The organism is Comamonas jiangduensis (genome assembly GCF_030162955.1).
Lineage (GTDB): Bacteria > Pseudomonadota > Gammaproteobacteria > Burkholderiales > Burkholderiaceae_C > Comamonas > Comamonas jiangduensis.
Genome location: NZ_JARXOV010000010.1, coordinates 78,083 through 103,543, shown reverse-complemented (window position 1 = coordinate 103,543; position 25,461 = coordinate 78,083). Strand labels below are relative to the sequence as shown.

The 25,461-nt window shown below is 60.6% G+C and carries 33 protein-coding genes; 31 read left to right on the top strand and 2 right to left on the bottom strand.

All coding sequences use genetic code 11. From position 1 onward, the window contains the following. The first annotated feature begins 125 nt into the window (after positions 1-125). The 28 genes from QEP12_RS09830 to tatC all read left to right on the top strand — a co-directional run bounded on the left by QEP12_RS09830 (position 126) and on the right by tatC (position 19,916). Positions 126-932: an ABC transporter ATP-binding protein gene (locus QEP12_RS09830; RefSeq protein ID WP_284214112.1), complete on the top strand. Its 807-nt coding sequence runs from the start codon at positions 126-128 to the stop codon at positions 930-932. Next, on the top strand, positions 929-1,705 hold the full coding sequence (gene mlaE / locus QEP12_RS09825; protein ID WP_174862948.1) for a lipid asymmetry maintenance ABC transporter permease subunit MlaE: 777 nt from the start codon (positions 929-931) through the stop codon (positions 1,703-1,705). The genes QEP12_RS09830 and mlaE overlap by 4 nt, the downstream gene beginning before the upstream one ends. A 28-nt stretch (positions 1,706-1,733) precedes the next feature. Next, positions 1,734-2,213, top strand: a complete 480-nt coding sequence (gene mlaD, locus QEP12_RS09820) for an outer membrane lipid asymmetry maintenance protein MlaD (protein ID WP_219163712.1) — start codon at positions 1,734-1,736, stop codon at positions 2,211-2,213. A 19-nt stretch (positions 2,214-2,232) separates the two neighbouring features. Then, a complete protein-coding gene (locus QEP12_RS09815) occupies positions 2,233-2,982 on the top strand; it encodes an MlaA family lipoprotein (RefSeq protein ID WP_174862949.1) in 750 nt (249 codons plus the stop codon). A gap of 42 nt (positions 2,983-3,024) precedes the next feature. Further along, positions 3,025-3,672 (top strand): MlaC/ttg2D family ABC transporter substrate-binding protein, encoded by a 648-nt coding sequence (locus QEP12_RS09810; RefSeq protein ID WP_284214111.1) that lies wholly within the window; start codon positions 3,025-3,027, stop codon positions 3,670-3,672. Further along, entirely contained in the window at positions 3,669-3,968 is a 300-nt protein-coding gene (locus QEP12_RS09805; RefSeq protein WP_174862951.1) for an STAS domain-containing protein, read from the top strand. Before QEP12_RS09810 ends, QEP12_RS09805 begins: the two co-directional genes overlap by 4 nt. Before the next feature lie 59 nt (positions 3,969-4,027). Then, complete coding sequence (locus QEP12_RS09800) at positions 4,028-4,933, top strand: ABC transporter ATP-binding protein (protein ID WP_284214109.1); 906 nt, start codon at positions 4,028-4,030, stop codon at positions 4,931-4,933. An 11-nt stretch (positions 4,934-4,944) separates the two neighbouring features. Then, on the top strand, positions 4,945-5,700 hold the full coding sequence (locus tag QEP12_RS09795) for an ABC transporter permease (protein WP_174862968.1): 756 nt from the start codon (positions 4,945-4,947) through the stop codon (positions 5,698-5,700). A 64-nt stretch (positions 5,701-5,764) separates the two neighbouring features. Next, positions 5,765-6,007, top strand: a complete 243-nt coding sequence (locus QEP12_RS09790; RefSeq protein WP_174862952.1) for a BolA family protein — start codon at positions 5,765-5,767, stop codon at positions 6,005-6,007. Positions 6,008-6,093: 86 nt separating this feature from the next. Then, positions 6,094-7,359: a UDP-N-acetylglucosamine 1-carboxyvinyltransferase gene (gene murA / locus QEP12_RS09785; RefSeq protein WP_284214108.1), complete on the top strand. Its 1,266-nt coding sequence runs from the start codon at positions 6,094-6,096 to the stop codon at positions 7,357-7,359. Next, positions 7,360-8,010, top strand: coding sequence for an ATP phosphoribosyltransferase (gene hisG, locus QEP12_RS09780; protein WP_174862953.1), 651 nt, complete (start codon positions 7,360-7,362; stop codon positions 8,008-8,010). 32 nt (positions 8,011-8,042) lie between these two features. Then, the gene (gene hisD, locus QEP12_RS09775; protein ID WP_174862954.1) at positions 8,043-9,359 is read left to right on the top strand and encodes a histidinol dehydrogenase; all 1,317 of its coding nucleotides are present in this window, start codon (positions 8,043-8,045) and stop codon (positions 9,357-9,359) included. 136 nt (positions 9,360-9,495) lie between these two features. Beyond that, complete coding sequence (locus QEP12_RS09770) at positions 9,496-9,765, top strand: hypothetical protein (protein ID WP_174862955.1); 270 nt, start codon at positions 9,496-9,498, stop codon at positions 9,763-9,765. Continuing rightward, positions 9,762-10,205 (top strand): PIN domain-containing protein, encoded by a 444-nt coding sequence (locus tag QEP12_RS09765; RefSeq protein ID WP_174862956.1) that lies wholly within the window; start codon positions 9,762-9,764, stop codon positions 10,203-10,205. Before QEP12_RS09770 ends, QEP12_RS09765 begins: the two co-directional genes overlap by 4 nt. A 66-nt stretch (positions 10,206-10,271) precedes the next feature. Beyond that, positions 10,272-11,390 carry a histidinol-phosphate transaminase gene (gene hisC / locus QEP12_RS09760; RefSeq protein WP_174862957.1) on the top strand — a complete coding sequence of 373 codons (1,119 nt, stop codon included), beginning with the start codon at positions 10,272-10,274 and terminating at the stop codon, positions 11,388-11,390. Further along, positions 11,387-12,025 (top strand): imidazoleglycerol-phosphate dehydratase HisB, encoded by a 639-nt coding sequence (gene hisB / locus QEP12_RS09755; RefSeq protein ID WP_174862958.1) that lies wholly within the window; start codon positions 11,387-11,389, stop codon positions 12,023-12,025. The genes hisC and hisB overlap by 4 nt, the downstream gene beginning before the upstream one ends. Positions 12,026-12,109: 84 nt before the next feature. Then, entirely contained in the window at positions 12,110-12,778 is a 669-nt protein-coding gene (gene hisH / locus QEP12_RS09750) for an imidazole glycerol phosphate synthase subunit HisH (protein ID WP_284214107.1), read from the top strand. Positions 12,779-12,841: 63 nt separating this feature from the next. Beyond that, positions 12,842-13,603, top strand: coding sequence for a 1-(5-phosphoribosyl)-5-[(5-phosphoribosylamino)methylideneamino]imidazole-4-carboxamide isomerase (gene hisA / locus QEP12_RS09745; RefSeq protein WP_174862959.1), 762 nt, complete (start codon positions 12,842-12,844; stop codon positions 13,601-13,603). Further along, entirely contained in the window at positions 13,600-14,451 is an 852-nt protein-coding gene (locus QEP12_RS09740) for a D-hexose-6-phosphate mutarotase (protein WP_174862960.1), read from the top strand. Before hisA ends, QEP12_RS09740 begins: the two co-directional genes overlap by 4 nt. A gap of 48 nt (positions 14,452-14,499) precedes the next feature. Then, complete coding sequence (hisF, locus tag QEP12_RS09735) at positions 14,500-15,300, top strand: imidazole glycerol phosphate synthase subunit HisF (RefSeq protein ID WP_174862961.1); 801 nt, start codon at positions 14,500-14,502, stop codon at positions 15,298-15,300. Between the two features lie 113 nt (positions 15,301-15,413). After that, positions 15,414-15,803 carry a phosphoribosyl-AMP cyclohydrolase gene (hisI, locus tag QEP12_RS09730; protein ID WP_219163725.1) on the top strand — a complete coding sequence of 130 codons (390 nt, stop codon included), beginning with the start codon at positions 15,414-15,416 and terminating at the stop codon, positions 15,801-15,803. Positions 15,804-15,808: 5 nt separating this feature from the next. Further along, a complete protein-coding gene (locus QEP12_RS09725; protein WP_284214106.1) occupies positions 15,809-16,207 on the top strand; it encodes a phosphoribosyl-ATP diphosphatase in 399 nt (132 codons plus the stop codon). Beyond that, a complete protein-coding gene (locus QEP12_RS09720; protein ID WP_174862962.1) occupies positions 16,204-16,596 on the top strand; it encodes a DUF4870 family protein in 393 nt (130 codons plus the stop codon). Before QEP12_RS09725 ends, QEP12_RS09720 begins: the two co-directional genes overlap by 4 nt. A gap of 46 nt (positions 16,597-16,642) precedes the next feature. After that, the gene (locus QEP12_RS09715; RefSeq protein WP_174862963.1) at positions 16,643-17,683 is read left to right on the top strand and encodes a patatin-like phospholipase family protein; all 1,041 of its coding nucleotides are present in this window, start codon (positions 16,643-16,645) and stop codon (positions 17,681-17,683) included. 64 nt (positions 17,684-17,747) lie between these two features. Continuing rightward, entirely contained in the window at positions 17,748-18,125 is a 378-nt protein-coding gene (locus QEP12_RS09710) for a histidine triad nucleotide-binding protein (protein WP_174862964.1), read from the top strand. A 104-nt stretch (positions 18,126-18,229) separates the two neighbouring features. Continuing rightward, a complete protein-coding gene (gene tatA, locus QEP12_RS09705; RefSeq protein WP_174862965.1) occupies positions 18,230-18,463 on the top strand; it encodes a Sec-independent protein translocase subunit TatA in 234 nt (77 codons plus the stop codon). 40 nt (positions 18,464-18,503) lie between these two features. Beyond that, complete coding sequence (gene tatB, locus QEP12_RS09700) at positions 18,504-19,001, top strand: Sec-independent protein translocase protein TatB (protein WP_174862966.1); 498 nt, start codon at positions 18,504-18,506, stop codon at positions 18,999-19,001. Between the two features lie 120 nt (positions 19,002-19,121). Then, entirely contained in the window at positions 19,122-19,916 is a 795-nt protein-coding gene (gene tatC / locus QEP12_RS09695) for a twin-arginine translocase subunit TatC (protein WP_284214105.1), read from the top strand. A gap of 228 nt (positions 19,917-20,144) precedes the next feature. On the opposite strand, the gene QEP12_RS09690 is transcribed toward tatC, so the two are convergent. Next, entirely contained in the window at positions 20,145-21,293 is a 1,149-nt protein-coding gene (locus QEP12_RS09690; RefSeq protein WP_284214104.1) for a trypsin-like peptidase domain-containing protein, read from the bottom strand. A gap of 368 nt (positions 21,294-21,661) precedes the next feature. Here QEP12_RS09690 and QEP12_RS09685 point away from each other — a divergent pair, with 368 nt between their 5' ends. From QEP12_RS09685 to pdxA, 3 genes are all read left to right on the top strand, one after another. Beyond that, positions 21,662-22,993 carry an MFS transporter gene (locus tag QEP12_RS09685; RefSeq protein WP_284214103.1) on the top strand — a complete coding sequence of 444 codons (1,332 nt, stop codon included), beginning with the start codon at positions 21,662-21,664 and terminating at the stop codon, positions 22,991-22,993. 85 nt (positions 22,994-23,078) lie between these two features. Continuing rightward, positions 23,079-23,837 (top strand): Nif3-like dinuclear metal center hexameric protein, encoded by a 759-nt coding sequence (locus QEP12_RS09680; protein WP_174862970.1) that lies wholly within the window; start codon positions 23,079-23,081, stop codon positions 23,835-23,837. A 48-nt stretch (positions 23,838-23,885) separates the two neighbouring features. Beyond that, positions 23,886-24,953, top strand: coding sequence for a 4-hydroxythreonine-4-phosphate dehydrogenase PdxA (gene pdxA, locus QEP12_RS09675; protein ID WP_284214102.1), 1,068 nt, complete (start codon positions 23,886-23,888; stop codon positions 24,951-24,953). 66 nt (positions 24,954-25,019) lie between these two features. On the opposite strand, the gene mscL is transcribed toward pdxA, so the two are convergent. After that, positions 25,020-25,448 (bottom strand): large conductance mechanosensitive channel protein MscL, encoded by a 429-nt coding sequence (gene mscL, locus QEP12_RS09670; protein ID WP_219163735.1) that lies wholly within the window; start codon positions 25,446-25,448, stop codon positions 25,020-25,022. Positions 25,449-25,461 lie beyond the last annotated feature (13 nt).

Here is a 25,461-nt window from a genome sequence, read left to right as displayed (position 1 = left end):
CTTTGAGCGCCGTTCACGCATTCAGAAACATACAGAGATGTATGTTTGTTGGCACTTCGATGCAGCCAGGTATGTGGCTTGTCTGCACAATGTCGCCTTTCACTTTTTCTTGAGATTTGCACCGCATGAGTCACCCTGCACCTTTAGTGGAGCTGCGCAATGTCACCTTTGGCTATGGTGATCGCACCATTTTGCGTGACGTCTCCCTGCAGGTGCCGCGCGGCAAAGTCACCGCGCTGATGGGGGCCTCTGGCGGTGGCAAGACCACCGTGCTGCGCTTGATCGGGGGGCAAATCAAGGCCCAGCAAGGTCAGGTGCTGTTTGATGGCAAAGATGTGGGGCAGATGCAAAACGCGCAGCTGTACGCCATGCGCCGGCGCATGGGCATGCTGTTTCAGTTTGGCGCATTGTTTACGGACATGAGCGTGCTGGATAACGTGGCCTTCCCGCTGCGCGAGCACACCCGGCTGCCCGAATCCATGGTGCGCGATATCGTGCTCATGAAGCTGCACGCGGTGGGCTTGCGCGGGGCGCGTGACTTGATGCCAAGCCAGATTTCAGGCGGTATGGCGCGCCGGGTGGCGCTGGCCCGCGCGATTGCGCTGGACCCGGAGCTCATCATGTACGACGAGCCCTTTGCGGGCTTGGATCCCATCTCACTGGGCACGGCTGCGCGCTTGATTCGTACCCTCAACGATGCACTGGGGCTGACCAGTGTTGTGGTGTCGCACGACCTGGAAGAAACCTTCCACGTGGCCGACCACGTGGTGATTTTGGGCGCGGGCGGCATTGCGGCACAGGGCACACCCGAGCAAGTGCAGGCCAACCCCGATGCTTTGGTGCAGCAATTTATCCATGCACGCCCCAATGGGCCCGTGCCTTTTCACTATCCGGCACCGAGCTTGGAACAAGACTTTGGAGGCCGCGCATGAAGGCTGTGGCTGCATTAGGGTTGTGGACGCGCCGTCAGTTTGCGGCAGTGGGCCAGGCCAGTGCATTGTTTGTACGCCTGCTGGGCATGCTGCCCGCCACCTTGGGGCGTTTTCACTTGCTCAAGGATCAGATTCACTTTCTGGGCAATTATTCGCTGGCCATCATTGCCGTCTCGGGCCTGTTTGTGGGTTTTGTGCTGGGGCTGCAAGGCTATTACACGCTGCAGCGCTACGGCTCGGCCGAGGCCTTGGGGTTGCTGGTGGCGCTGTCTTTGCTGCGTGAGCTGGGGCCGGTGGTGACGGCGCTGCTGTTCGCTGGCCGTGCGGGCACGGCGCTGACGGCGGAAATTGGCCTGATGAAGGCTGGCGAGCAACTTTCTGCCATGGAGATGATGGCGGTCGACCCGGTCAAGCGGATTTTGGCGCCGCGATTTTGGGCAGGTTTTATTGTCATGCCGCTGTTGGCGGCCGTGTTCTCTGCCGTCGGCGTGATGGGCGGCTGGCTGGTGGGCGTGGCGATGATTGGTGTGGATGGTGGTGCTTTCTGGGGTCAGATGCAGTCCGGTGTGGACTGGTGGTATGACCTGGGCAATGGCGTCATCAAGAGTGTGGTGTTTGGTGTGGCCGTGACGTTTGTGGCGCTGTACCAAGGCTATACCGCCAAACCCACGCCCGAAGGCGTCTCGCGCGCTACGACCCGCACGGTGGTCGTGGCTTCGCTGGCTGTGCTGGCGCTGGACTTCTTGCTCACCGCTTCGATGTTCAGCATCTGAAGCGCAAAGATTCAAATAAGGACGAGATATGCAGGCATCTAAAAACGACGTATGGGTCGGCCTCTTTGTGTTGATTGGCGCGCTGGCGCTGGCGTTTTTGGCGCTGCAATCGGCCAATTTGCTGAGCCTGAGCTTTCAAGAAAGCTACAAGGTCACCGCACGCTTTGACAATATTGGCGGCCTCAAGCCGAAAGCGGCCGTCAAAAGTGCGGGTGTGGTGGTGGGGCGTGTAGAAAACATCACGTTTGATGACAAAACCTTCCAAGCTACCGTACACATGGCGATGGAAAAGCGCTACGCCTTTCCCAAAGACAGTTCGCTGAAAATTCTGACCAGTGGCTTGCTGGGAGATCAATATGTGGGCATTGAAGCGGGTGCGGACGATGTCAACTTGGCAGACGGTGATCGCATTACGGCGACCCAGTCCGCCGTGGTGCTCGAGAATTTGATCGGGCAATTCCTCTACAGCAAGGCTGAAGAAGGCGGCGCTGATGGGGCAGGGAAATAACAACAAACAGGAATCTACGATGCAAAACAATCACTTTGCAATGTCCGCACGCTGGCGCCAGGCAGGCGCCGCCTGCTTGGTCGTGGCGGGTTTGGCGTTGACAGGTTGTGCTTCCACGCAGGCCACCAACCCCCAAGACCCTTACGAGAGTTACAACCGCTCGATGACCAAGTTCAACGACACCGTGGATGATGCGGTGTTAAAGCCTGTGGCCACGGCCTATAAGACGGTGACACCTTCGCCCGTTCGCACGGGGGTGAGCAACTTCTTCACCAACTTGGGTGACCTGTGGTCGATGGTGAACCATGCCTTGCAAGGCAATGGTGAGCAAACCTACAACCACATGGTGCGCTTCACCACCAATACGGTGTTGGGTCTGGGGGGCTTGCTGGACATCGCGACCGAGATGCAGGTGGAGCGTAACAAGCAAGACTTCGGTTTGACTTTGGCAAGCTTGGGTGTCAAGCCCGGGCCTTATCTGGTGCTGCCTTTCTTTGGCCCCTCGACCGTGCGCGACACGCTGGCGCTGCCGATTGACTGGCAAGGCTATGTGCTGGCGGATTTGAAGCCCGTATCACACCGCAATAGCTTGATGGGCTTGAGCCTGGTGAGCAAGCGCGCCAGTTTGCTGGATGCCACCGATACGCTGGATGCCGCAGCACTGGATCGCTACACCTTGATACGGGATTTTTATCTGAAGCAGCGCAATCCTGCTGCCAATTCGTCCAATGATGACAACGCTGGTCGCGTCGAAAGCTTCGACGACTGAGCGAGGGCCAGGGCCTGAGGCCTTGGCAAGTAAGGAATCACAATGATGCAACGTCGTACTTTGGCCGCTGGTGTGGCCGCTTTTTCTGCACTGTGGCTGGCTGCGCCGGTCGTTACGGCCGCTGTAGAGACCCCGGACGCTCTGGTTAAACGCCTGTCCGCCGATATTCTGGAAACGATCAAGGCAGACCCTGAGCTGCGCAATGGCAATATTGCGCGCATTTCACAGGTAGTTGACAACACCGTCATGCCCCATGTGAACTTCCGTCGAATGACGTCGGCTGCGGTGGGTCCCCAGTGGCGCCAGGCCACGCCGGCACAGCGTGAGCGCCTGCAGCAGGAGTTCAAGCTCATGCTCATTCGCACCTATGCCGGTGCCTTGAAGCAGGTGAGCGACCAGCGCGTAGTGGTCAAGCCTTTGCGCGCGGCACCTGAGGATAAAGATGTCTTGGTGCGCACCGAAGTGCATGGCAAGGGTGAGCCCGTACAACTGGACTTCCGTCTGGAAAACACGGACGGCAAGGGCTGGAAAATCTACAACCTGAATGTGCTGGGCGTGTGGATGGTGGAGACCTACCGTACCCAGTTTGCGCAGGAGTTGAACAAAGGTGGGATTGACGGGCTGATCAACGCCTTGGCCAGTCGCACCATCGCTGCCGACGCCAAAACCGCGAAGTCAGCGCAGCCATGAGCCACACCATTGCACTTGCGCCGGTGCTAACCGCTGACACCGTGGTGGCAGCGCAAGCACAACTGCTGCACAGCATGCAGGCGCAGCCCCAGGGCGCGCACATTGTGCTGGATGCCTCAGGGGTGCAGTCCTTTGATTCGGCCGGCCTGGCCTTGTTGCTGGCGTGCCTGCGCGCGGCGCATGCGCGCCAGCAAAGCTTGCGCGTACAGGGCTGGACCAGCAGCTTGCAGTCGCTGGCGCAGGTGTATGGCGTGATGCCTTTGCTCGATACCGCTGTGGCCCCCCAGGCGGCGTAAGGGTGCAAGACCATGGCCTCGGCTGAGCGGCCACGAGCGCCTTAGAATGTCAGGCTCTCATGCCAGCCATTTCCATCCAATCTGTCTCCAAGACCTACGCGACCTCCCAAGGTGGTTTCCAGGCGCTCAACCATGTGAGCCTGGAAATTGCGGAGGGCGAGTTCTTTGGTCTGCTCGGCCCTAACGGCGCGGGCAAAACCACACTCATCAGCATTTTGGCCGGCCTGACCAAGGCCACCTCCGGGCGCATCACCGTGATGGGCCAGGATGTGCAGTCAGACTTTGCAGCCGCCCGCAAGCAACTGGGGGTGGTGCCGCAAGAGCTGGTGTTTGACCCCTTCTTCAATGTGCGCGAGACGCTGCGCCTGCAGTCCGGCTACTTTGGCGTCAAGCACAACGACGCCTGGATTGACGAGCTGCTGGAAAGCCTCGGGCTGGCCGACAAGGCCCACGCCAATATGCGCCAGCTCTCGGGCGGCATGAAGCGCCGCGTGCTGGTGGCGCAGGCCTTGGTACACAAGCCGCCGATCATCGTGCTGGACGAGCCCACGGCCGGTGTGGACGTGGAGCTGCGCCAAACCCTGTGGCACTTTGTCAGCAAGCTCAACAAGCAAGGCCATACGGTGCTGCTGACCACGCACTACCTGGAAGAGGCAGAAGCCTTGTGCAACCGCATTGCCATGCTCAAGCACGGCAACGTGGTGGCGCTGGATGAGACTTCGAATTTGCTCAAAACCGCATCGTCCAACGTATTGCAGTTCAAGACGGACCAGGCGTTGCCTGAAGCACTGGCCCCCGTGGCGCGTGTGACCGGGCGTGTGGTGCAGCTGCCCGCACAGGGGCCCCACGATATCGAACGCTTTTTGGCCACCTTGCGTGAAGCCGGGGTGGTGATGGAAGACATGGAAATTCGCCGTGCGGACTTGGAAGATGTGTTCCTGCTAGTGATGAAGGGAGCTGCATGATGCTGCCCTCCATGCAAGGCTGGACGTCGCTGTTCTACAAAGAAATTTTGCGGTTTTGGAAGGTGGGCTTTCAGACCGTGGCTGCGCCGGTAATGACGGCGGTGCTGTACCTGCTGATTTTTGGCCACGTGCTGGAAGACCATGTGCAAGTGTTTGACGGCGTGGGCTACACGGCGTTCTTGGTGCCCGGGCTGGTGATGATGAGCGTGCTGCAAAACGCGTTTGCCAACAGCTCATCGAGCCTGGTGCAAAGCAAGATCATGGGCAGTGTGGTGTTCATCTTGCTCACGCCGCTGTCGCATTGGGCCTGGTTTTGTGCCTATGTGGGCTCTTCCATCGTGCGCGGCTTGGTGGTGGGCTTGGGTGTGTACATCGTCACCCTGTTTTTCACGCCTGCGGTGGCTGCTGCGCCGCTGTGGATCGTGGTGTTTGCGGTGCTGGGCGCTGCCTTGCTGGGTACGCTGGGGCTGATCGCCGGGCTGTGGGCCGACAAGTTCGACCAGATGGCCGCTTTCCAGAACTTTTTGATCATGCCCATGACATTTCTGTCGGGCGTGTTCTATTCCATTCAATCCCTGCCGCCTTTTTGGCAGCAGGTCAGCCACCTGAACCCGTTTTTCTACATGATTGACGGTTTTAGGTACGGCTTCTTCGGCCAAAGCGATGTCTCTCCGTGGGTGAGTCTGGGTATCGTCGGCGTGGCGTGTTTGGTGGTCAGCGCTCTGGCCATTCATCTGCTGCGCATTGGCTACAAAATTCGCCATTGACCGTGGTGCGCTGGCGCGCGCCACTTTTCGCCGTCAGCATGCGCGCTGCGGCACAGAGACCACTATGAATGCTGACCTCCTCCAATCCATCATCGCTGCCGGCTTGCACTGTGAACATCTGGCCGTGGAAGGCGATGGCCGCCATTGGTATGCGACCGTGGTGTCGGCTGAATTTGAAGGCAAGCGCTTGCTGGCACGCCAGCGGCTGGTGTACGCCACCTTGGGTGAGCGCATCAAGACGGATGAGGTGCACGCCCTGTCCATGAAGACCTTCACCCCGGCAGAATGGGCGGCCAAAGCCGCTTAAAGCCAAATAAATAGATAGCTGTTAGTGCTTGATCCATATGGGTTTGAGCCTGATTTTGTTTAAATTTCGATTCAAGGCTTGAAGCCATGGACAAACTCCTGATTCGCGGCGGCCGTGCTTTGCACGGTGAAGTGCTGATTTCTGGCGCCAAAAACGCGGCTTTGCCCGAGCTGTGCGCTGCGCTGCTGTCGGCCCAGCCGGTTACGCTGCACAACGTGCCGCGTCTGCAAGACGTGGCCACCATGCTCAAGCTCATCCGCAACATGGGGGTGACCGCCGAGCGTGATGACAACGGCACGGTGCACCTGAACGCCGGGGGGCTGAACAACCCCGAAGCGCCCTATGAGCTGGTCAAGACCATGCGTGCCTCGGTGCTGGCCCTGGGCCCGCTGCTGGCGCGCTTTGGTAAGGCCAAGGTGTCGCTGCCCGGTGGCTGCGCGATTGGTTCGCGCCCCGTGGACCAGCACATCAAGGGCCTGCAGGCCATGGGCGCCATCATCACCGTGGAAAACGGTTACATGAACGCCAGCCTGCCCGCAGGCCGCACGCGCCTGAAGGGTGCGCGCATCACCACCGACATGGTGACGGTGACTGGCACGGAAAACTTCCTGATGGCGGCTGCGCTGGCGGAAGGTGAGACCGTGCTGGAAAACGCGGCCATGGAGCCCGAAATCTCTGATCTGGCAGAAATGCTGATCAAGATGGGCGGCAAGATTGAAGGCCACGGCACCAGCCGCATCACCATCCAGGGCGTGGAGGCCTTGCACGGCTGCGAGCATGCGGTGGTGGCTGACCGGATTGAAGCGGGTACCTTCTTGTGTGCGGTTGCGGCAACAGGTGGCGAGGCTTTCTTGCGCCATGGCCGCGCCGACCATCTGGGTGCCGTCATCGACAAGCTGCATGACGCGGGCGTGCAAGTGCAGGCGGAAGAAGGCGGCATTCGCGTGCGCAGCCAAGGCCGCGTGAAGGCGCAGAGCTTTCGCACGACCGAGTACCCCGGCTTTCCCACCGACATGCAAGCGCAGTTCATGGCGCTGAATCTGGTGGCCGAAGGCACCAGCGTGGTGACCGAAACCATTTTTGAAAACCGCTTCATGCACGTCAATGAAATGCTGCGCCTGGGCGCGCACATTGCCACCGATGGCCGCGTTGCCACGGTGGAAGGCGGCGCACCGCTGTCAGGCGCCACGGTGATGGCCACCGATCTGCGCGCGTCGGCCAGTCTGGTGATTGCGGGGCTGGTGGCCAAGGGCGAAACCCTGGTAGACCGCATTTATCACCTGGACCGTGGTTATGACCGCATGGAAGCCAAGCTGCGTGGTCTGGGCGCTGACATTGAAAGAGTTTCCTAAATGAGCATCACCATTGCCCTGTCCAAGGGCCGTATCTTTGAAGAAACCGTGCCCCTGCTGGCTGCCGCCGGGATTGAGGTGACTGAAGACGTCGAAAAGTCGCGCAAGCTGATTTTTGACACCAATCGCCCCGATGTGCGCGTGGTGCTGGTGCGCGCTTCCGACGTGCCTGTGTACGTGCAGTACGGTGGTGCTGACCTGGGCGTCTCGGGTTCCGACTCGCTGATCGAGCATGGCGGCCAGGGCCTGTACCAGCCGCTGGACTTGCAAATTGCCAAGTGCCGCGTGAGTGTGGCCGTGCGCAATGGTTTTGACTATGCACATGCCGTGCAGCAAGGCGCACGCCTGAAGGTGGCTACCAAGTACACCACGATTGCCCGTGAGTTCTTTGCCCAAAAAGGCGTGCACGTGGACATGATCAAGCTGTACGGCTCGATGGAGCTGGCACCGTTGACCGGCATGGCCGACGCGATTGTGGACCTGGTGTCCACGGGCAACACCCTCAAGGCCAATGACCTGGTGGAGGTGGAGCAGATCATCGACATCAGTTCGCGCTTGGTGGTCAATCAGGCGTCGCTCAAGCTCAAGCAGCGCGCTCTGCGCCCCATCATCGATGCGTTTACGCAGGCTGTGCAAGCCAAAAACAACTAATTTATCTCTCCACTGTTGAAGCAGTAAGCACTATGGAAATCGCAGCAAAACCTCTCCGCCTAACCACCGCAGACGCCAATTTCGAGCATGATTTTGCGCAGCGCCTGCATTGGTCGGCCGACACGGATGCTGCGATTGAGCAGCGCGTGGCCGACATCCTGGTCGATGTGCAGCAGCGCGGCGACGCCGCAGTGCTGGAATACACCGCCCGTTTCGACACCCTGCAGGCCGACACCATGGCCGCGCTGGAGCTGACCCAGGCCGAGCTGAAGGCGGCTTTTGAAAGCCTGCCTGCCGTGCAGCGCGCGGCGCTGGAGTCTGCCGCCAAGCGGGTGCGCAGCTACCATGAGGCGCAAAAGAAGGCCAACGGCGAAAGCTGGAGCTACCGCGACGAGGACGGCACCCTGCTGGGGCAGAAAGTCACGCCGCTGGATCGCGTGGGCATCTACGTGCCTGGTGGCAAGGCGGCCTACCCCTCCAGCGTGCTGATGAACGCCATCCCCGCCCATGTGGCCGGTGTGCCCGAGATCATCATGGTCGTGCCTACGCCCAAGGGCGAGAAGAACCCGCTGGTGCTGGCGGCCGCCTATGTGGCCGGCGTGACCCGCGCCTTCACCGTGGGTGGCGCGCAGGCCGTGGCGGCCTTAGCCTACGGTACGGCCACGATTCCGAAGGTGGACAAGATCACCGGCCCTGGCAACGCCTACGTGGCCAGCGCCAAAAAGCGCGTGTTTGGCCTGGTGGGCATCGACATGATTGCCGGCCCCTCGGAAATTCTGGTGCTGGCCGACGGCAGCACACCGGCCGACTGGGTGGCCATGGACCTGTTCAGCCAGGCCGAGCACGACGAGCTGGCACAGTCCATCTTGCTGTGCCCCGATGCCGCTTACATCGACGCGGTGCAAGCCGCCATCGACCGCCTGCTGCCCGAGATGCCGCGCGCCGCCATCATCGCCAAGAGCCTGAATGACCGTGGTGCGCTGATCCTGACGCGCGATATGGACGAGGCCTGCGCCATCAGCAATCGGATTGCGCCCGAACACCTGGAAGTTTCCAGCAATGACCCGCACCGCTGGGAGCCTGCGCTCAAGCACGCCGGAGCGATTTTCCTGGGGGCTTATACCAGCGAATCGCTGGGCGACTACTGCGCCGGCCCCAACCACGTGCTGCCCACCAGCGGCACGGCGCGTTTCAGCTCGCCACTGGGCGTGTATGACTTCCAAAAGCGCAGCTCCCTCATCGAAGTCAGCGCGCAGGGCGCCCAGGTGCTGGGTCAGATCGCCTCGGTGCTGGCACACGGCGAAGGCCTGCAGGGCCACGCCCGCGCCGCCGAGATGCGTTTGAAATAAGCGCAGCCTTGATGCTGGGTGCCAGAGCCGCAGACCGCGAGGTGCTGCGGCTTTTTTGTGCGCTTTAGATTGCAGGCATCGCACACCAAGATGACACGAATTTCGTGTCACACGAATTTCGTGTACCATTTGGGCCATGAAAAACGTCACCATTACCGTGGAAGACAGCGTGCTGGAATGGGCACGCATCGAGGCAGCGCGGCGCGGCACCAGTGTCTCGCGCATGCTGGGTGACTTCATGGCCGAGATGCAGCGGCGCGAGGACACGTATGAGCGCGCCTATCTGGCGTGGCGTACCGATGAGCGCACGTGGAAAGCCAAGGATGCTCCTAAAACCACAGCGCGCAGCGTAGGTGGTAAGCGCGCTGCAGGCCCCAAAGATACACAAAGTAAAGGTGTGGCGTGAACCCCGTATTCGTCGATACCTCGGTGCTGATCGCCGCTGAAGACGTGGGCCAGCCCGCCTTGCACCACGCCGTGCTGGCATGGCTGGATGTGCTGTGGCACAGCCGCACGGGTCGCACCAGCAACCAGGCACTGGTAGAGTTTTACGAACAGGTCACCACCGCCGAAACCCCGCTGCCACAAGGTGATGCGCGTGCCGCCATTCGCCGCTACCAGACGTGGACACCCTGGCAAACCGATGCCGCCACGCTGGAGACCGCATGGGCCGTGCAAGCGCGCCATGCCTTGCCGTTTGCGGACTGCTTGGCCGTGGCCTGCGCGCAGCACAGCGGCTGCGAACGGATGTTGACCCTGCATTTGCCCCACGGCGCGCAGTACGGCGGTGTCACCATGGTGCACCCGCTGCAGCAGGCCCCGCACGCAGGATCGCAAGGCGCCTGAGCCGCCGCCAAGACGACCGCTCCCGCGCCCCATTGAGTGAAGAAGAAATTGGAAAGTGTGAACCCCATGTCAGCAGCTTCAAGCCAAGCCCAAGCCTTGCAACGCATTCGCGCCGATGTGCGCGCCATGTCGGCCTACCATATTCAGCCGTCACAAGGTCTGCTGAAGATGGACACCATGGAAAATCCCTTCCGCTTGCCTGCCGCGTTGCAAAAGGCGCTGGGTGAACGACTGGGTGCACTGGAAATCAACCGCTACCCCGGTGAGCGCCTGGAAGTCTTGAAGCAAATGCTCAAAGACTACGCCGGAGCGCCCGCAGGCAGCGCGGTGCTGCTGGGCAACGGCTCGGACGAAATCATTACCATGCTGGCGCTCGCCACCGCGCAGCCCAGCGCTGCTGGCCGCGCCACCATGCTGGCGCCCATGCCCGGCTTTGTGATGTACCCACTGTCGGCACAGCTGCAGGGCCTGGATTTTGTGGGCGTGTCGCTGACGGCAGACTTTGACCTGGATGTGCCCGCCATGCAGGCCGCGATTGCCGAGCACAAGCCCGCCATCACCTACATTGCCTATCCCAACAACCCAACCGCCACGCTGTGGCCCGAAGACCAGGTGCAGGCGGTGATTGATGCCGTGGCACAGATTGGTGGCTTGGTGGTGATGGATGAGGCCTACCAGCCCTTTGCCAGCCGCAGCTGGATCAGCCAGATGCGCGCCCAGCCCGAGCGCAACGCCCATGTGCTGCTGATGCGCACCTTGAGCAAGTTTGGGCTGGCCGGTGCGCGCCTGGGTTACCTGATTGGCCCTGCCGCCATCGTCAATGAGCTGGACAAAGTTCGCCCTCCTTACAACATCAGCGTGCTGAACTGTGAAACCGCGATTTTTGCGCTGGAGCAGGCCGATTTGTACGCCGCGCAGGCGCAGGCGATCCGCGCCGAGCGCCAGCCCTTGATCGATGCGCTGACGGCCTTGGAGGGGGTGGAAAAAGTCTGGCCCTCTGAAGCCAATATGGTGTTGCTGCGCGTGCGGAATGCGGGCGCGGCCCAAGCCGCCATGAAGCAGCGCGGCGTGCTGGTAAAAAATGTCTCGGCCATGCACCCGCTGCTGGCCAATTGCCTGCGGTTGACCGTGGGTACCCGTGAAGAAAATGCCCAAATGTTGGCAGCCTTGAAGGAATCGCTATGAGCCATGCACTCGTCCCCTCCACCGCTACCGCAGCCGCTGATTGCACCTCCCGCGTGGCGGAGGTGCAGCGCAACACCGCCGAAACCAAGGTCTACGTCCACGTGGACCTGGACGGCACCGGCAAGGCCCGCTTGGCCACCGGCATTGGTTTTCTGGACCACATGCTCGATCAAATTGCGCGCCACGGCCTGATTGACCTGAACATTGACTGCGAAGGCGATCTGCACATTGACGGCCACCACACCGTGGAAGACATTGGCATCACTCTGGGCCAGGCCTTTGCCAAGGCCGTGGGCGACAAGAAGGGCATTCGCCGCTACGGCCATGCCTACGTGCCGCTGGATGAGGCGCTCTCCCGCGTGGTCATCGACTTCTCGGGCCGCCCCGGTCTGCACATGGACTGCAAGTTCACCGCAGGCCGCATTGGCGAGCTGGACACCCAACTGGTGTTTGAGTTTTTCCAGGGTTTTGTGAACCACGCCGGCGTGACCCTGCACATTGATAATCTCAAGGGTTTTAACGCCCACCACCAGTGCGAGACCATTTTCAAAGCCTTCGCCCGTGCCCTGCGTTTTGCGCTGGAGCGCGATGAGCGCATGGCGGGCGTGATCCCTTCCACCAAGGGAAGTCTCTAAAAAATGTGAGCAGCTAGCGCAAGTCAGTCAACCGATTGCCTGCGCTCAAGCGTTGAAACCCTGCAACAACAAGCGCAAAGTGCTATGAGTTCCATGAACAACACCGTGGCCGTGGTCGATTACGAGATGGGCAATCTGCGCTCGGTCTCCCAAGCGGTCATGACCGCAGCGCAAGGCACGGACGTGCGCGTCATCGTCACCCAAGACCCGGCCGAAGTGCGCGCGGCCAGCCGCATCGTGCTACCCGGCCAAGGCGCCATGCGCGACTGCATGGCCGCGCTGAAAGCCTCGGGCCTGCAAGAAGCCGTGCTGGAGGCCGCCGCCACCAAACCGCTGTTTGGTGTGTGTGTGGGCATGCAAATGCTGCTGGATCACAGCGAAGAGGGCGACACGCCTTCGCTGGGGCTGATTCCCGGTGAAGTCAAACGCTTTGATCTGGCGGGGCGCATTCAGCCTGATGGCAGCCGCTACAAAGTGCCGCAAATGGGCTGGAACCAAGTGTTCCAGACGGCACCCGGCGGCGTGCGCCATGCCATGTGGCAAGGAATTCCCGATGGGGCGTATTTCTACTTTGTGCACAGTTTTTATGCGGCCCCGGCTGACGCGGCGCATTGCGCGGCTGAGACAGATTACGGTGGAAGGTTTGCATCTGCGCTGGCACGCGATAAGATTTTTGCCACGCAGTTCCACCCTGAGAAAAGCGCAGACCATGGGATTGCGCTGTACCGCAATTTCTTGCACTGGAACCCGTAACTTTTTCTTCAACCCCGGCCACAACCCTGTTCGGCCGAATTTAGGCAAAGCCACCCGCACATCATGCTGCTGATCCCCGCCATCGACCTCAAAGACGGTCAATGCGTTCGCCTGAAACAAGGCGATATGGACCAATCCACCACCTTTGGTGACCCCGCCGAAATGGCGCGCCGCTGGCTGGATGCCGGTGCACGCCGCCTGCACTTGGTGGACTTGAATGGTGCATTTGCCGGTCAGCCTAAAAACTTGGCGGCCATCAAAGCCATCTTGAAAGAAGTCGATGGTGAAATCCCCGTGCAACTGGGTGGCGGTATCCGCGATCTGGACACGATCGAGCGCTACATCGACATCGGCATGGAGTACATCATCATCGGCACCGCTGCCGTGAAGAACCCCGGCTTCTTGCAAGATGCCTGCACCGCATTTGCCGGCCACATCATCGTGGGCTTGGATGCCAAAGACGGCAAGGTCGCGATTGACGGCTGGAGCAAGCTGACTGGCCAAGACGTGATTCCGACTGCCAAGCGCTTTGAAGACTGGGGCGTGGACTCCATCATCTACACCGACATTGGCCGCGACGGCATGCTCTCGGGCATCAACATCGACGCCACCGTCAAGCTGGCGCAATCTGTGCGCATTCCTGTCATTGCTTCGGGCGGTCTGGCCAGCATCAAAGACATTGAGCAGTTGTGCGCCGTGCAAGATGAAGGCATTGAAGGCGTGATCTGCGGCCGTGCCATCTACACCGGTGATCTGGACTTTGCCGAAGGCCAGAAACTGGCTGACAAGCTCAGCGGCTACGACGAAGAAGAAGCCGCGGAATGACCCAGCCCCAAGCCGCGCGTACAGTCTGGCGCGGCCTTGCATGCACGCAGATCAGCTTGCCCAACGGTGACTGTGTGCGCGTCTCTGATTTCGGCGCTCAAGTGCTGTCGTGGACGGCACGCGGCCACGAGCGCATGTTCCTGTCCGAGCGCGCCGTGCTCGATGGCAGCGCGGCCATTCGTGGTGGCGTGCCCGTGTGCTTTCCCCAGTTCAACGCGCGGGGCCCGCTGCCCAAGCACGGTCTGGCCCGCCGCACCGTGTGGCACTACGAAGGTGCATCGGTGCAGGGCGATGCCATCACGGCGCGCTGGCGCTGGGAGGCTGCTGCGCCTTTGCATGCCGAATTTCCGCACGGTTTGCGGGCCGAGCTGGCAGTGACGGTGGCGCCCGACCAGCTGCGCATTGCACTGTCGGCCACCAACACTGGCAGCAGCGCCTTGGCCTTCACGGGGGCGCTGCACACCTACTTGGCGGTGCAGGGTGCAGACATTGCAGCCTTGCAGGGGCTGGAAGGCGCGGCGTTCTGGGATGCTGCAAAAGCCTTTTCACCTGCGGTGCAAAGCGGCGCGGTGGCACTGGGCGAAGAAGTCGATCGGGTGTATGCCCGCATTGCCCAGCCGCTGGAGCTGCGCGATGCCGCCGGCACGCTGCAGATCAGTCAAGACGCCACATGGCCTGAGACCGTGGTCTGGAACCCCGGCCCCACCCTGTGCGCCACGCTGCCCGATATGCAGGGCGCCGACTGGATGCGCATGCTGTGCGTAGAAGCTGCGGCCATCAACCAGCCGGTGGCCCTGCACCCCGGTCAGCACTGGCAGGCGGCCCAAACTTTGCAGGTGATCGCCTGAAGGGCGTTTGCCGGTGTTCGCTGTTCAACCGATAGAAAAAATCTTTCCATGCTCGCAAAACGCATCATTCCCTGTCTGGACGTCACCGGTGGCCGCGTGGTCAAAGGCGTCAATTTTCTGGAACTGCGCGATGCGGGCGACCCCGTCGAGATCGCTGCGCGCTACAACGCGCAGGGCGCGGACGAGTTGACCTTTCTGGACATCACCGCCACCAGCGATGGCCGTGATTTGATCCTGCCCATCATCGAGGCAGTGGCCAGTCAGGTCTTCATCCCGCTGACCGTGGGCGGCGGCGTGCGCAGCGTGGAAGATGTGCGCCGCCTGCTGAACGCGGGCGCGGACAAAACCAGCTTCAACTCCGCCGCTATTGCCAACCCCAGCACCATCAACGCCTGCAGCGACAAGTACGGCGCGCAGTGCATCGTCGTGGCCATTGATGCCAAGCGCCGCACGCCCGAGGACGAGCAGCGCATCGGCCCCGGCGGCACACCCATGGGCCCCGGCTGGGACGTGTACAGCCATGGCGGACGCAAAAATGTAGGGCTGGACGTGGTGCGCTGGGCCGAAGAAATGGCGCAGCGTGGCGCGGGCGAAATTTTGCTCACCAGCATGGACAAAGACGGCACCAAGAGCGGGTTCGATCTGGCGCTGACCCGTGCCGTGAGCGATGCCGTGGGCGTGCCCGTGATTGCCTCGGGCGGTGTGGGCAACCTCGACCACCTGGCCGATGGCGTGCAGCAGGGCGGCGCCGATGCGGTGCTGGCCGCCAGCATCTTCCACTACGGTGAGTACACCATCCAACAAGCCAAGGAACGCATGCGCGAGCGCGGCATTCCGGTGCGTTTGTAACGGTTAAAAGTTTTTGAGAGCAGCTTGCGCAGGTTCCAGGCGGCTTTACGTATGTTTTGTGATTCAAATTAGCTGTTGGCCTGCGCTGGCAGCTATACAAAACAGGAATTCCTATGAGCTGGCTCGATCAAGTCAAATGGGATGCGCAGGGGCTGGTGCCCGTGATTGCGCAAGAACGCAGCAGCGGCGATGTGGTGATGTTTGCGTGGATGAACCGCGAGGCACTGGCCCAAACGGCCGAGCTGGGCCGCGCTGTCTACTTCAGCCGTTCGCGCAACAAGCTGTGGTTCAAGGGCGAAGAGTCGGGCCACGTACAAACTGTGCACGAGTTGCGCATTGACTGCGACAACGACGTCGTACTGCTCAAAATTACCCAGGAAGGGCATGAGCCCGGCATTGCCTGCCACACCGGCCGTCACTCCTGCTTTTACAGCGTGCTCAAAGACGGCCAGTGGGTGGCGATGGACCCCGTCTTGAAAGATCCCGCTTCCATCTACAAATAAACACCATGTCTGAAACTACCAACCCTGCATCGGTCGAAGGTGCCTTGGCCCGTCTTGCGGCCGTCATTGAAAGCCGCAAAACTGTGAATGGCGGCGACCCTGAAAAAAGCTATGTGGCGCGCTTGCTGCATAAAGGCCCCGACGCTTTCCTGAAAAAGATTGGCGAAGAAGCCACCGAAGTGGTGATGGCGGCCAAGGATGTGGATGCCGGTGCTGACAAAGGAAAAATCCTTTATGAAGTGGCGGACTTGTGGTTTCACTCCATGATTGCGCTGTCGCACTATGGGCTCACGCCTGCCGACGTGGTGGCCGAGCTGGAGCGCCGTGAAGGCACCAGCGGGCTGGAAGAAAAAGCTTTGCGCAAAGCCAAAGACCGGGCGGCGCAGGAAGGAAACCCCGAGTGAACGATGACATTGTGGAAGTCCGCGCGGTAGACCAAGCGACGCTGGATGGCCTCCAGGCCTGGGGCTGGGTCAGTTACATCCTCCATCTGCTCGTGGCCATCGGGGCCGTCATTCCCGGCGCGCAGATCAGCGTGCTGGTGCTGGTGGTGGCGTTGGTCATTGACCTGGTTAAACGCTCAGACGCACGCGGCACGTGGCATGAGAGCCACTTCTCCTGGCGGCTGCGCAGCGTCATTTGGGCCGGGGTGCTTTACGTGGTGACGTTCCCCTTCTTCCTGTTGGGACTGTTCCTGTTTAACCCCGCCTGGGTGCTGATCTCCATCTGGTTCCTCTACCGCATCGTGCGCGGCATGATCGCCATGAACAAGTACGAGCCTTTGCCACAGTAACCGGCAACGCGCGCCAGCCTCGCCTGCAACGACTGAAAGCTTGCTTATGAGCCCGCCCCATGCAATCCAGCCGCAATGCCTGAATCTGGCACTTCAAGGGGGTGGCTCGCACGGGGCTTTTACCTGGGGCGTACTCGACGCCTTGCTGGAAGACGGTGGCTTTCGCTTTCCCGGCATCAGTGGCACCAGCGCGGGTGCCATGAATGCGGTGGCGCTGGCGCAAGGCTTTGCATCTGCAGCGCTGGCCCACCCCAAAGACCCCGTAGCGCGCCAGGCACAAGCTTGCGAGCAAGCGCGCGCAGCGCTGCGCAAGCTGTGGGAGGGCGTCGGGGCGATGGGCGCTTTCACCTTGGGTGTGCCCGTGATGAGCAACCCGCTCATGGGCATGATGAGCCAGTTTCTCTCGCCCTACCAGACCAATCCTCTGGACATCAATCCGCTGCGCAAGCTGCTTGAGCGCGTGGTGGACTTTGGCTTGCTGGCCCGAGCCTGGGATGTGGAGGGCATGCCCCAGCTGTTTGTCTGTGCCACGAATGTGCGCACGGGCAAGGGCGAAATTTTTAGCGGCAACCGCCTGAGTGCGGACGCCGTCATGGCCTCTGCGTGCCTGCCGCAGCTGTACAAGGCTGTAGAAATTGAGGGTGAGCGCTATTGGGATGGCGGTTTTTCCGGCAACCCGGCGCTGTACCCCCTGATTTACCGTACCAATTGCAGCGACATGCTGCTGGTGCAGATCAACCCGATCGAGCATGACAGCGTGCCCGATACGGCGGGCGATATTGCCGAGCGCATGAATGAGGTGATGTTCAACGCGAGCCTGCTCAGTGAGCTGCGGGCGATTGACTTTGTACGCCGCTTGCTGGCTGAGGGGCGCTTGGACAAAACGCGCTACAAAAGCGTGCTGATGCACCGCATTGATGGGGGCGCAGCCCTGAGCCATTTTGGCGCCGCCAGCAAAACGCGCGTAGATATGGGCTTTTTGCTGCAGCTGTTTGCGCTGGGCCGCAAAGAAGGCGCCCGCTGGGTGCAGGCGCACCGCGATGACGTGGGGGTGCGCGAGACCTTGCAGATTGTGGACAATCCATAGTTTTCAGGCCTGCACCTTGGGGTGCCTGTGCTGATACTTCCGCTACACAGAGATTGAGTTTCCGATGACCGACCACGCACACACTGCGCACGACCCCCACTGTATTTTTTGCAAGATCACTGCAGGCCAGATCCCCAGCCGCAAGGTGTATGAGGACGATGAACTTTTCGCCTTCCATGACATCAACCCTGCTGCCCCCGTGCACTTTTTGATCGTGCCCAAAAAACACATGCTCTCGCTGGCGCATGTGACACCTGCGGATGAGGCGCTGTTGGGCCGCATCATGGTGCTGGCCCCCCAGCTGGCGCTGGAGCAGGGCTGCAACCCTTATCCAGATGGCGGCTTTCGCACGGTGGTCAACACTGGCACAGAAGGCGGCCAGGAAGTGCACCACCTGCATGTGCACGTGCTGGGTGGCCCGCGCCCTTGGAAACGTGGTTAACACTTTGCTGACACAACCGGGCTACCGCGTAAACATAAGGCCATCTCAGGCGCTATGTTGCGGTCTCCCGTCTAAAATGGCTCGTATTCGTTAGGAGATATCGCATGGGAACGTTTTCCGTCTGGCACTGGCTGATCGTGCTGCTGATCGTGGTTTTGGTGTTCGGTACCAAGAAGCTCAAGAATTTGGGCGGCGATCTGGGTAGCGCAGTGAAGGGCTTCAAAGATGGCATGAAGGACGGCACCGCAGGTGACGCCACGGCCGAGAAGACCGCTGTGGCTGACCAGTCCAACGCCGACAAGACCACGATTGACGTCGACGCCAAGCAAAAGAGCTGATGCGTCAGCATGACCGCAAGCACCTGCAAGGGGCGTTGGCATGATTGACATTGGTATTTCTAAACTGGCGCTGATTGGCGCAGTGGCGTTGATTGTCATCGGCCCGGAGAAACTGCCGCGCGTGGCGCGTACCGTGGGTACGTTGCTTGGCAAGGCGCAGCGCTACGTGTCTGACGTCAAGGCAGAAGTCAACCGCTCCATGGAGCTCGATGAGCTCAAGAAGATGAAAGAGTCGATGGAGACGGCGGTGCAGGATGTCGAGAAGACCGTGCACACCGCTTCCAGTGACTTTGAAAAGGACTGGCGAGCGGCCACCGATTTCGAGTCCGACTACGACAGCGGCGGCGTGGGCACGCAGGCGAGCGACTACAGCGGCTTTGACAGCCACAGCACCGTCACGCCTGCGTATAAAAACCCCGGGAAAAACTTCCGCCTCAAGCGCGGCGCTGTGCCCCGCTGGTACAAGGCGCGCGCCGGTGTGCGCACGCATGTGCAATCGGGCGCAGCGCGTGTGGCGCGCTTTCGGCCCAAGCGCTGACTGCCCTGGGGCGCTTGGCATTGGTACAGACAGCGCAGTCGTTTTTGCAACATAGCAAAAGGCTGCGCTGGTGTTTTCTCTTGATCCGCAGGGCCTTGAGGCCCGGTTCTTTTTTCGACCATGTCCACCAAACCCACCAAAGACGACGAGTTGGCCGGCTCTGAACAGCCGTTTGTGCAGCACCTCATGGAGCTGCGTGACCGACTGCTGTATTGCATCTACGGCATCGCCGTGGCGGTGGCTGTGCTGGCCATCTGGCCTGGCCCCAATGGTTTGATCGACTTTATTGCGATGCCCATCAAGGCGCACATGCCGCCCGATGCCAAGCTGATTGCGGTGGGCGTCTTCTCGCCCTTCTTCGTGCCGCTGAAGGTGTTGATGATGGTGGGCATGCTGGCGGTGCTGCCCTGGATCATGTACCAGCTGTGGGCGTTTGTGGCGCCTGGGCTGTACACGCATGAAAAGAAGTTTGCGCTGCCTTTGATCATTTTTGGCAGCTTCTTGGCCTACGTCGGGATTGCCTTTGTGCAGTTCTTTGTGCTGGACAAGATGTTTGGCTTTATCCAAGGTTTTACGCCCGATAGCGTGGCTGCTACGCCCGATATTGCTTCGTATGTGGAAGCCATCTTGTCGCTGTACCTGGCTTTTGGCATGGCCTTCCAGGTGCCGATTGTGGTGATGCTGCTGGTGCGCTTTGGCATTGTGGAAGTGGCTAAGCTCAAGAGCTTTCGTGGCTACTTTGTGGTGCTGGCCTTTGTGGTGGCGGCGGTGGTCACTCCGCCGGATGTGATCTCGCAGCTGGCGCTGGCTATTCCCATGTGCTTGCTGTATGAGGTGGGCATCATCGGAGCGGGCTGGTTTTCCAAGGTCTCCAAAAAACCAGGCGATGAAGAGGCAGAACCCGATCAGGTGTGAGCCTTTGTGCCCCGTTAGCGACCCGCGGTGAACGGGTCTGCATAAAAAAAACCGCAGTGCTGTTCATAGCCTGCGGTTTTTTTGTGCATTGCCTGAATGCCTGAATGATTAAAAACAAGAGCTTCTGGCGCTTATGGCATCAATGATTGCGTATGAATACCTATGGAAATCATGGATTGGTGAGCTCAAGCAGCTCATATTTTTGACGCTGCTTGCGACCATTAGCGGCTAACGCTGTGGGCGCATGCGCTGCGGCACGGGCCGCGTGGCGGGGACGATATCCAGCGTCAGGCTTTCGTTGCCACGCTGCACCACAAACGGGGCGCTGGTGCCGGGCTGCAAGGCAGCCACAGCAGTCATCATCTCGCCCACGTTGCGGATCTTGTGGCCGTCCACTTCCACAATCACATCCCCGGGCAGCATGCCGGCTTTGGCAGCGGGGCCGGCTTGCAGCACGCCGGTGATGATGATGCCTTGGCTGGCTTTGACGCCAAAGGTTTCTGCCAGTTCGGGGGACAGTTCATTGGGCTCTACGCCAATCCAGCCACGGGTGACCTTGCCGTCTTTGACCAGGCCGTCCATCACGATCTTGGCCGTCGAGACGGGAATGGCAAAACCAATGCCCATGCTGCCGCCTGAGCGCGAGTAGATCGCGGTGTTGATGCCCAGCAGATTGCCTTCTACATCCACCAGCGCGCCGCCGGAGTTGCCGGGGTTGATTGCAGCGTCGGTCTGGATGAAATTTTCAAAGGTGTTGATGCCCAGCTCGCTGCGGCCCAGGGCACTGACGATGCCGCTGGTCACCGTCTGGCCCACGCCAAAGGGGTTGCCAATGGCTAGCACGGTGTCGCCCACCAGGGCATGGTCGGAGTTGCCCAGCACGATGACGGGCAGTTTGTCCAGCTCAATCTTGAGCACGGCCAGATCGGTTTCGGGGTCGGTACCGATCACGCGCGCCACGGCCACGCGGCTGTCGGCCAGGGTGACTTCAATCTGGTCGGCGCCTTCCACCACGTGGTTGTTGGTCAGGATGTAGCCGTCGGGGCTGACGATGACGCCGCTGCCCAGGCCGGCTTGCTGCTGCGCGCCCACATCGCCAAAGAAGAATTGAAACCAGGGATCGTTGCTGCGCGGGTGGCGCACTTCTTTGCTGGTGTTGATGCTGACCACGGCCGGCATGGCTTTCTGGGCGGCGCCGGCCAAGCTGCCGGGCGCAAACTCGGTGCGCGGCTCGGAAGGTGCTTCCAGCAAAGAAATGCCTGCACGGCTGTAAGTGGCACCGCGTTTGAGCCAACTGGGCTGCAAGGTTGCCACGATGAAATAAGCCGCCAGCAGCACGGTGACAGCTTGGGAAAACAAAAGCCAGTAACGCTTCATAAAGTAATTCGCAGAGGGCGGTGAATGGTGAAAGCGTACGCGCAAATGCGCGCTCGCGTCAGGACTTGGGGTATCGGTGGTGCGCGCTGTGTTTTGCCATCGCGCAAAGAGATGGGGTGCATCTATTTCGCGAAACCACATCGTGATCCGCGATGGTTGTCTAAAACCCTATGAGTGTTAACCCTAGAATGTTTTTTCGACTGCGCCACACTGTGTTCGCTCTTGCCTTGGCACACCCGCGAAGGCCAAGAAACGCCAGGCTGCATTACCGTGAAGCTTGAAAGAACAGTCCAGTCTCGCCTTGAAGCATCTATCCGTTGCCCCGGTTTTAGCGCTGTCTGACCTTTTGTAACTGGAAAGACAACCCCATGAGTAAGCATCCCAATGCACAAGCCCACCAAGTTGCGGGCGGTGCGCACCACCGTCCTCTGAACCGAGAGGACTATAAAACGCTGAGCCTGTCCGCTTTGGGCGGCACGCTGGAGTTTTACGACTTCGTCGTTTTCGTGTTCTTTGCCAACGTGATTGGCACGCTGTTCTTCCCTGCGGATCTACCGGACTGGATGCGCCAGCTGCAAACACTGGGCATTTTCGCGGCCGGCTATCTGGCACGCCCCCTGGGCGGCATCATCATTGCCCACTACGGCGACAAGATTGGCCGCAAGAAGATGTTCACGCTGTCCATTTTCTTGATGGCGGTACCCACTTTGGTGATTGGTTTGCTGCCCACCTACGCCACCATTGGCATTGCTGCGCCTTTGCTGCTGCTGCTGATGCGCGTGCTGCAAGGCGCTGCGATTGGCGGTGAAATGCCCGGTGCCTGGGTGTTTGTGGCCGAGCACTCCCCGGCCAAGAACTACGGGTTGGCGATTGGTACGCTGACTTCCGGGATTACTGGCGGTATTTTCCTGGGCTCCATCTTTGCGGTGTGGCTCAACAGCGCCTACAGCCAAGAAGAGATCCACGACTGGGCTTGGCGCCTGCCCTTTATCTTGGGCGGCGTGTTTGGCTTGGTGTCGGTGTATTTGCGCAAGTTCTTGCAAGAAACGCCGCTGTTCCAAGACATGCAAAAGCGCAAGGCGGCCGACGCCGAGTTGCCGATCAAAACCATCTTGCGTGAGCACAAAGAAGCCTGCTGGCTGGTGGCGCTGATGACCTGGGTGCTGTCGACCGCCATCGTGGTGGTGGTGCTGTTCACGCCCTCGTACCTGCAAAAAGTCTTCCACATTGCGCCCGCTGCAGCCATGAAGGCCAATGCCGTGGCCACCGTGACACTGACCCTCGGTTGCGTGTTCTGGGGCTGGCTGTCCGACAAGATTGGCACCAAGTGGACCATGATCTTTGGCTGGGGCGGCATGACCCTCACGGCCTATATGTTCTATCTGGGCCTGCCTGGTGAAGAGACCTTGGTGGCACGCTACGCGTTGGTGGGCTTCTTTGTGGGCTCCATCTCGCTGTTGCCCGTGGTGGGGGTGCGCGCATTCCCTGTGGCGGTGCGTTTTACCGGCCTGTCTTTTGCCTACAACATGGCGTATGCCGTGTTTGGTGGCCTGACCCCCATGCTGGTGTCCATGTGGCAGCAAGTGGACGTGATGGCCCCTGCGCACTACGTGGCGGCCATGGGTGTGCTGGGCGCCGCTATCGGCTTCTTCTGGCCTATGGCGTCGCGTGGCTGGCAGCCGAAGGTGAAGGCCTACTAAACGTGGTGCCAGCCATATCCCAAGGGCAGCTTCGGCTGCCCTTTTTTATGCCGGTGCATGTGCTGGCCATGGTGGGCTTGGCACAATGGTTGGCATGATTCAGCGACAAGACCTCCTCGCCCATTTCGATGCTTTGCTCCAGCCCGAGCGCTTCAAAGACTACGGCCCCAATGGCCTGCAGGTAGAAGGCAAAGCCGAGATCCGCCACATCGTCAGCGGCGTGACGGCCAGCCGTGCCCTGATTGAGGCGGCCATTGCCGACAAGGCCGATGCCATCTTCGTGCACCACGGCCTGTTTTGGCGTGGCATGGATGGACGCATCACCGGCTGGATGAAGGAGCGCATCCGCCTGCTGCTGACCCATGACATCAGCCTGTTTGCCTATCACCTGCCGCTGGATGCACACCCCGAGTTGGGTAATAACGCACAGTTGGGCCAGAAGCTGGGCGTGCAGTGGGATGCCACCTTTGGTGAGCAAGCGCTGGGCATGGTGGGTGAGGCCGACTTTGCCAATCCCGTCGCGCTCTCAGCGCATGTGCAAGCAGTGCTGGGCAGGGCGGTGACATGCGTCAGCGGGGCGTCAGAGCGCGCCATTCGCCGCTTGGCGTGGTGTACGGGCGGTGCCCAGGGCTTTTACGAAAGCGCGCTGGCTGCGGGTGCAGACGCCTTTATCACCGGTGAAATCTCGGAGCCACAGGCGCACTTGGCGCGCGAAACGGGCACCACCTTTATTGCAGCGGGGCACCATGCCACCGAGCGTTATGGTGCCGCTGCGGTGGCCGCGCAGGTGGCGCAGCAACTGGGGCTGTCGCATCGCTTTATTGAGATCGATAACCCTGCGTAATATTGATAGCTGTCAGCGCTTGATAGATAAGCGCTAGAGGACTATTTCATGTTGAAACCAAAAGCCATCGCCATTACCCAGGGCGACTCCGCAGGCATTGGCCCGGAAATCATTGCCAAGGCATTTCGAGATGCGCCGCAGGTGATGCAAGCTTGCTTTGTCGTGGGGGATGTAGCCACCATGCGCCGTGGTGCCAAGGCGATTTGCCAAGCCGGCGATAGCGCGCTGCCCGTCGCGGTCATCGACAGCCCTGAGGAGGTGGTGAACGTGCCGCCGCGCTGCATGCCCGTGCTGCAATTGCCCGGCATACCGGGCCCTGCGCCCTGGGGGGTGGTGAGCGCCGATGCTGGCCGTGCAGCCGCCCTGAGTGTGCAATGGGCCGCGCGCGCTGCGCTGCGCGCGGAGGTGGCAGCCTTGGTGACGGCGCCCCTGCACAAAGAAGCGCTGCACGCCGCAGGGGTGGATTACCCGGGGCATACCGAGTTGCTCCAAGCGGAAGCGGCCCAGCATGTGGGCGTGGCGGTGGACGAGATGCCGGTGCGCATGATGCTGGCGAACCATGAACTGCGCACCGTGCTGGTCAGCATCCATGTCTCGCTGCGCCAAGCGCTGGAGGCCGTCACGCACGACAACATTGTGCAAACGCTGCGCATTACCCACCAAGCGCTGCTGCGCATGCTGGGCCGTGCACCGCGTATCGGCGTGGCGGGGCTGAATCCCCATGCAGGGGAGGGGGGGCTGTTTGGTCGTGAGGAGCTAGAGACGATTGCCCCGGCTGTGCGCACTGCGAGGAGCGAGGGTATCGATGCGCAGGGCCCATTTGCACCCGACACAATCTTTATGCGCGCAAGGAATGTTGACGGGCACGCAGGGGAATTTGATGCAGTGTTGGCGATGTACCACGACCAAGGGTTGATCCCGATCAAGTATTTGGGTGTCGAAGACGGGGTGAACGTCACTTTGGGCTTGCCCTTGGTGCGTACCAGCCCCGATCACGGCACGGCATTCGACATTGCCGGGCAAGGAGTGGCCGATCCTTCTAGCTTGCTGCAAGCGGTGCAAATGGCGCGCTCCTTGTCGGTGCATTCGCAGGGTGCAGCCCGCCCCCTGGCGTAAATAATGGGGCAGATCGCCCCGTTATTGCGCGCTCAGAATCCCAGCCGTTGGGCGGGACAGCTAGGTTCAGCGGCGCAGTTGGTCGCGAATTTCTCGCAACAGCAAAACCTCTTCGGGCGTGGCTGCTGGCTCAGGTGGCGCTGCGGGTGCTTGGCGTTTCAAGCGATTGATTTGCTTGATCATTATGAAAATGATGAACGCCAAGATGGTGAAATTCACCGCGACGGTGATGAAGTTACCATACGCAAAAACAGGCACACCCGCTTCTTGCAAGGCCGTCAAAGTGCGCGGCACACCTGCCGGCATATCGCCCAAAACGACGAACAAATTAGAGAAATCGAGCTTGCCAAACACCATGCCGACGACCGGCATGATCAGATCTTTCACGACGGAATCCACGATCTTGCCGAAGGCACCGCCGATGATGACGCCCACGGCCAAATCGATCACATTGCCTTTGACGGCAAACTCGCGGAACTCTTGCATCATGCCCATGCGCGCACCTCCA

Bases quoted from the DNA above. Each gene is read 5' to 3' on its own strand.
- hisG (WP_174862953.1), top strand. From the start codon at position 7,360: ATGAGCATCACCATTGCCCTGTCCAAGGGCCGTATCTTTGAAGAAACC.
- hisB (WP_174862958.1), top strand. From the start codon at position 11,387: ATGAGCCATGCACTCGTCCCCTCCACCGCTACCGCAGCCGCTGATTGC.
- QEP12_RS09685 (WP_284214103.1), top strand. From the start codon at position 21,662: ATGAGTAAGCATCCCAATGCACAAGCCCACCAAGTTGCGGGCGGTGCG.
- pdxA (WP_284214102.1), top strand. From the start codon at position 23,886: ATGTTGAAACCAAAAGCCATCGCCATTACCCAGGGCGACTCCGCAGGC.
- QEP12_RS09795 (WP_174862968.1), top strand. From the start codon at position 4,945: ATGCAAGGCTGGACGTCGCTGTTCTACAAAGAAATTTTGCGGTTTTGG.
- QEP12_RS09790 (WP_174862952.1), top strand. From the start codon at position 5,765: ATGAATGCTGACCTCCTCCAATCCATCATCGCTGCCGGCTTGCACTGT.
- hisC (WP_174862957.1), top strand. From the start codon at position 10,272: ATGTCAGCAGCTTCAAGCCAAGCCCAAGCCTTGCAACGCATTCGCGCC.
- tatC (WP_284214105.1), top strand. From the start codon at position 19,122: ATGTCCACCAAACCCACCAAAGACGACGAGTTGGCCGGCTCTGAACAG.
- QEP12_RS09740 (WP_174862960.1), top strand. From the start codon at position 13,600: ATGACCCAGCCCCAAGCCGCGCGTACAGTCTGGCGCGGCCTTGCATGC.
- hisI (WP_219163725.1), top strand. From the start codon at position 15,414: ATGAGCTGGCTCGATCAAGTCAAATGGGATGCGCAGGGGCTGGTGCCC.
- QEP12_RS09800 (WP_284214109.1), top strand. From the start codon at position 4,028: ATGCCAGCCATTTCCATCCAATCTGTCTCCAAGACCTACGCGACCTCC.
- QEP12_RS09770 (WP_174862955.1), top strand. From the start codon at position 9,496: ATGAAAAACGTCACCATTACCGTGGAAGACAGCGTGCTGGAATGGGCA.
- tatB (WP_174862966.1), top strand. From the start codon at position 18,504: ATGATTGACATTGGTATTTCTAAACTGGCGCTGATTGGCGCAGTGGCG.
- mlaE (WP_174862948.1), top strand. From the start codon at position 929: ATGAAGGCTGTGGCTGCATTAGGGTTGTGGACGCGCCGTCAGTTTGCG.
- hisD (WP_174862954.1), top strand. From the start codon at position 8,043: ATGGAAATCGCAGCAAAACCTCTCCGCCTAACCACCGCAGACGCCAAT.
- QEP12_RS09725 (WP_284214106.1), top strand. From the start codon at position 15,809: ATGTCTGAAACTACCAACCCTGCATCGGTCGAAGGTGCCTTGGCCCGT.
- QEP12_RS09830 (WP_284214112.1), top strand. From the start codon at position 126: ATGAGTCACCCTGCACCTTTAGTGGAGCTGCGCAATGTCACCTTTGGC.
- QEP12_RS09710 (WP_174862964.1), top strand. From the start codon at position 17,748: ATGACCGACCACGCACACACTGCGCACGACCCCCACTGTATTTTTTGC.
- QEP12_RS09810 (WP_284214111.1), top strand. From the start codon at position 3,025: ATGATGCAACGTCGTACTTTGGCCGCTGGTGTGGCCGCTTTTTCTGCA.
- QEP12_RS09815 (WP_174862949.1), top strand. From the start codon at position 2,233: ATGCAAAACAATCACTTTGCAATGTCCGCACGCTGGCGCCAGGCAGGC.
- tatA (WP_174862965.1), top strand. From the start codon at position 18,230: ATGGGAACGTTTTCCGTCTGGCACTGGCTGATCGTGCTGCTGATCGTG.
- QEP12_RS09805 (WP_174862951.1), top strand. From the start codon at position 3,669: ATGAGCCACACCATTGCACTTGCGCCGGTGCTAACCGCTGACACCGTG.
- QEP12_RS09715 (WP_174862963.1), top strand. From the start codon at position 16,643: ATGAGCCCGCCCCATGCAATCCAGCCGCAATGCCTGAATCTGGCACTT.
- hisF (WP_174862961.1), top strand. From the start codon at position 14,500: ATGCTCGCAAAACGCATCATTCCCTGTCTGGACGTCACCGGTGGCCGC.
- hisH (WP_284214107.1), top strand. From the start codon at position 12,110: ATGAGTTCCATGAACAACACCGTGGCCGTGGTCGATTACGAGATGGGC.
- hisA (WP_174862959.1), top strand. From the start codon at position 12,842: ATGCTGCTGATCCCCGCCATCGACCTCAAAGACGGTCAATGCGTTCGC.
- murA (WP_284214108.1), top strand. From the start codon at position 6,094: ATGGACAAACTCCTGATTCGCGGCGGCCGTGCTTTGCACGGTGAAGTG.
- mlaD (WP_219163712.1), top strand. From the start codon at position 1,734: ATGCAGGCATCTAAAAACGACGTATGGGTCGGCCTCTTTGTGTTGATT.
- QEP12_RS09690 (WP_284214104.1), bottom strand. From the start codon at position 21,293: ATGAAGCGTTACTGGCTTTTGTTTTCCCAAGCTGTCACCGTGCTGCTG.
- QEP12_RS09680 (WP_174862970.1), top strand. From the start codon at position 23,079: ATGGTTGGCATGATTCAGCGACAAGACCTCCTCGCCCATTTCGATGCT.
- mscL (WP_219163735.1), bottom strand. From the start codon at position 25,448: ATGGGCATGATGCAAGAGTTCCGCGAGTTTGCCGTCAAAGGCAATGTG.